The 3,643-nt window shown below is 47.2% G+C and carries 3 pseudogenes; 1 reads left to right on the top strand and 2 read right to left on the bottom strand.

The window, feature by feature from the left end:
- Positions 1–336: 336 nt before the first annotated feature.
- Positions 337–1,530: pseudogene (locus P5683_RS23530) on the bottom strand (SUMF1/EgtB/PvdO family nonheme iron enzyme); the annotation flags it as partial.
- Positions 1,531–1,591: 61 nt separating this feature from the next.
- A pseudogene (locus tag P5683_RS23525) lies at positions 1,592–1,783 on the bottom strand (ISKra4 family transposase); the annotation flags it as partial.
- 180 nt (positions 1,784–1,963) lie between these two features.
- Here P5683_RS23525 and P5683_RS23520 point away from each other — a divergent pair.
- Positions 1,964–2,536, top strand: a pseudogene (locus tag P5683_RS23520) (HNH endonuclease); the annotation flags it as partial.
- Positions 2,537–3,643 lie beyond the last annotated feature (1,107 nt).

Here is a 3,643-nt window from a genome sequence, read left to right as displayed (position 1 = left end):
GCCTGATTCTACATTACCATAAATGCCGAAAATTAACCCGCTTTTTCACAGAAACCTGATTTATCACGGCTGGGGAAGTTGGGTTGCGCTGCGCTTCACCCAACCTACTAAAGCGCTACTAAAGCTGGGTTCAGACATTGGCTCATAATCAGGATGGTTATTGATACCTGATTCTACATTACCATAAATGCCGAAAATTAACCCGCTTTTTCACAGAAACCCGGTTGATAACGGCTGGCTGGGAAGTTGGGTTTCGCTGCGCTTCACCCAACCTACTAAAGCTACTAAAGCGCTTTCCCAAAGTTTGACTAAATTGTCAACATATATATCCTGACTATCCCACACCGTACCATCCGAGGGCGCACCAGCGTAGCCTTCGTGCCAGGGGTCAGCGCACCATTCCCAAACATTCCCGTGGATATCATACAAGCCAAAGGCGTTGGCGTGTTGAAACTGACCGACGGGGGTGGTTTTTTTGCGGTAGGCTCCCCTCGGTCCTGAGCTATAGCTGTAGCCGCCATCGTAGTTGGCGAGGTCCGTCGTCAGGGTATCACCGACATGAAAGGGGCTAGTGGTTCCGGCGCGGGCTGCATATTCCCACTCGGCTTCACTGGGCAATCGGTAGGGTTTGCCAATTCTTTTCGAGAGGCGCGCACACCATTCCACCACATCATACCATGAAACCGATTCAACGGGAAGATTTAATCCGGCAAATTTGGAGGGGTTATAGTTGAGGTCCCGTTGGAGTTTGGGGAAACTAGCCACTTGTCGCCATTGTTCTTGGGTAACCGGATATTTCCCCATGAGGAAGGGTTTAATCGTGACTCGGTGTTGGGGTCTTTCAACATCAGAACTTCCTGTTTCACCACTCGGCACACCCATGGTAAAGGTTCCCCCCGGAATTAGCACCATCTCCAGAGTCACACTATTTCCCAGGTCTTCGATAATACATTCAGCCTGACCGGGACGACGGTTAATTTCTCGACCCATTGAATTGACCGTAACGATATCAAATTCAAACTTCTGGGTTACCGGTTTGCCAGTTGTATTGGGAGTCTGTTTAACAGTCTCTGGGATGACGGTTTGAGGACTTGTTGGGTTGGGCGATTTCCCATAATATCGCCGTAAATCTTCCCAAACTTCCGCTACAGATTTATAGCGTTTTTTAAAGACTGTCTCAACCAAACGGTCTAAGATTTCGCCTAATTTATCACTCACATGATTGCCATTTAAATGCTCCCGCCACACCCATTGTGCTTCTAAGGGGTCATATAAATCTGACGGACTGGCTTGGGTTAGCAGGTATAAACAAGTCACCCCTAAACTATATAAATCACTCCCATATTGAGGTTTTCCCATAGCCTGTTCCGGGGCGCAATATGCCGCCGAACCGATAACCGTTCCCGTGACGCTCATAGATGTGCGCTGCACCTGTTTAGATGCTCCAAAATCCACTAGGACTAACTTGTTATCACTGGCTCGTCTAATGATGTTTTCCGGTTTAATATCCCGGTGAATCACTTTATGTTGGGTGCATCTCAATTGGGAGATAAGTATAATTACTCAGGGCAAAAATCTACTCTTACCCTGATTAAGCAGCTAACGCGCCATTTAGGTAGGCACAGCGACGCCTCAACACCTTCGGCACATTCTCCTTTCGCCATTGTGCCCCCGGCAACTTCACCCTCATCCCAATTTGTTTCACCAACGACTCCACCCGACCCGAACCAATCGATTGCCCCGCTTCCTGCCCAGCCTGGTAGTCTATAATCCTAGTCTGGTGATAGCAGGGTTAGCTTCGCTGTAGAGAATGGCCGCAATCGCGTCAAGGTGTTGCTGGAGTTGAGCTGGTTTCTGAGAATCCATGAGTAGAGGGAGGGTGAGTGGTGCTTCGCTCATTATGTAGGGCTGTGGGTGAAGGTTGCACTAAGTACAATTACTCATTTCCTAACTGAGATGCACCCTGATAAACAAACTAAACCCGATTATTTGGGGATGGTCTAATTACTATTCAGGAGTCATCTCATCTGAGACCTTCAATAAGCTAGACCACACAATCTGGCAAATGTTGCGGGCATGGACAGCTTCAAAATGCGGAAAGGCAAACATCGAAAAACTGAGAAATTACTATAGACCGGGAACGGTCACACTCAGTAACGGGAAAGAAAGACATGAAACTTGGTTATTCAAAACCAAAGATGGACTTACACTATGGAAACATAATTGGACTCCGATTGTCAGACATACCCTAATACGCCCAGACGCAACACTTTATGACGGGAATTGAACTTACTGGGCAACCAGAAAAGGACAAGCAATCGACACGCCAGTAAAGGTAGCCAAACTACTTAAAAAGCAAAAAGGCAGGTGTACCTGGTGTGGGCAATACTTTACCCCATCAGATTTAACTGAGGTAGACCACATTGTACCTCGAAGCCACGGTGGAAAGGATGAATACAAGAATCTTCAGTTACTACACCGCCATTGTCACGATGATCAAACAGCTCTTGATGAAGAGAGGTTGCTGTACTCTTAACAGAGAGGTGCGAAACGTTCAGGCACGCGCATAGGGTGGCAATACCCGAAATAACTGCCCGGTGGGACTTACACCCCTTGGTGGAATATAGGGAGTCGCTTCCCTGACCATCTCATAACTGTTTATATGTCCCGACGCTTAGAGAAATCTAAGCAAGGCAGGGGACTCAAGGTCAAGACAGAACGCTTGAACGGTGGGAGTTGTGACCCACCTAGTATAGCATGAAGTTGAGAGTAACGGCGATAGCCACCCCCAATTTTGGGAATCATAACCCCAGGATTGAAGCGGGGAACGGAAGGCGTGAAGTAGAACCCACTACCAGATGCGACCACTGCCAACCATCCATGACTAAGGAAATCTGAATGATCCGGCTTGAACCATCGTCATTAATAAGTAGCGAAACAGGTTGACACGCTGCGCTCAAAAGAGCAGGGGAAAAGTAGGGGTGTTTCTTGGCTACCTACACAGACCTTTAAAAGTACCCCGGTGGACAGGACAAGTCTAAAGATGGAATGCCCGTATAAACGGAACGTTTAAACCCCTCATTGGCTCTCTCATAAATAAGTGAGCAATATTACTTACAAGAGTAGTGAAAAGTGTAAGCGTATACCTTTAAGGGGAAAGGATGTGGCTGAAAGCTAATGCCTAACTGTAATGGTTAGGATATGCCCACTAGCCACGGTGTGGATATAGAGACCGCGACAATTAAGAGTTTGATGACGAGTGCGAGTTTAAAGACTACGAGGTTGTATATAGCTCCTAAAGTTGAGGTTACAAAGCGGGGGGTCGTAGCCCTGTTCCTACTGACAAATAGGGTATCTACATCAGGAGCCGTGTGCTGGGAAACTCGCAAGCACGGTTTGGAATTGGAGTTGGGGAAGGTGACTTCTCTTTCGACCATAACACGGTCAAACTAGGAGCCGTATGAGGTGAAAGTCTCAAGTACGGTTCTGAATGGGAGGAGATCAAGGCGACTTTATTTTCGACCCCTAATGGCTATAGCCAGATAAATGTCGGGTAAATGTATCAGAATATGCGATATTAATCCAAGGAGTGCGAAACGTTTAGGAGTGAAATAGGGCTGCAATGCCTGAAATAACCTTCCAG

The sequence above is a fragment of the Limnospira sp. PMC 1279.21 genome (assembly GCF_032349615.1).
GTDB classification, from domain to species: Bacteria; Cyanobacteriota; Cyanobacteriia; order Cyanobacteriales; family Microcoleaceae; genus Limnospira; species Limnospira fusiformis.
The sequence above is the reverse complement of the archived record's forward strand: the minus strand, read 5'-3'. Positions and strand labels throughout refer to the sequence as shown.